At 64.0% G+C, this 786-nt stretch carries 1 protein-coding gene and 1 pseudogene; one reads left to right on the top strand and one right to left on the bottom strand.

Annotation, left to right across the window (positions count from 1 at the left end; translation table 11 throughout):
• Positions 1-471: DUF488 domain-containing protein (locus KVS69_RS18500; protein WP_217539445.1), on the top strand; the 471-nt coding region annotated here is incomplete at its 5' end.
• 128 nt (positions 472-599) lie between these two features.
• Here the strand turns inward: KVS69_RS18500 and KVS69_RS18495 are convergent.
• Positions 600-786: pseudogene (locus KVS69_RS18495) on the bottom strand (response regulator); the annotation flags it as partial.

Below are 786 nucleotides of genomic sequence, written 5' to 3'. Positions count from 1 at the left end.
TCCGCGCATGATATCGCGGCCATTGCGGCTGTGCGCCGCTTCCCGGGCTCTCGTCGCCACCCTTGGTTCGCCTCGGAGCAAATGGCCCACGCACTGCCGACTGTTGGCGTGGTGTATGAGTGGGTGCCTGAGCTCGGTGGTCGGCGCAGGGTGCAGCCGGACTCTCCGAACGACGCTTGGGATAACGCCGCTTTCCAGGGCTATGCGGACCACATGGCTTCTGCCGAGTTCGCCAGTGGCCTAGAGAAGGTCATCTCCCTTGCGGGCGCGCACCGGACAGCGCTTATGTGCGCAGAGGCACCGTGGTGGCGCTGCCATCGACGCCTTATTTCAGACTTGCTGACCCACCGGGGCCATGAGGTGCTGCACATCGTGTCCAGCGCAGAGCCCAAACCCCATCCGCTGAATCCCATGGCACGTGGGGTGGGCCAGGACCTAATCTATCCCGCAGCCCAGCATGAGCTGTTCTAAGCACCCCCATAACTTGGCAAGAACCCGCCGCCGTCGCCTTGGCCGCAAGACGTGACGTTGCTGTGGAGGTGGCCAACAGCGCCGTGAATCCTGGCCACAGACGCCCCACTTTGGAGTAAGTTGGAATGTCAGGCCCTGGCGGGAACACCGGCGGCGCGGGCTTCTTCAAGGGCATTGATCAATGCAGTAATGCGAAACGGTTTAGCGAAGAAGGGAGCCCATCTATGGCGTTCCGGCACCGCGGTCGCGCTGGCCCCGGAGGCAAAGACATACGGGACGCGCGCAGACTGGAGCCGGTCGGCGACCTCCTCGGCG

This window comes from Stenotrophomonas sp. GbtcB23 (assembly GCF_019091045.1).
In the GTDB taxonomy this organism is placed as follows: Bacteria; Pseudomonadota; Gammaproteobacteria; order Xanthomonadales; family Xanthomonadaceae; genus Stenotrophomonas; species Stenotrophomonas rhizophila_A.
The sequence above is the reverse complement of the archived record's forward strand: the minus strand, read 5'-3'. Positions and strand labels throughout refer to the sequence as shown.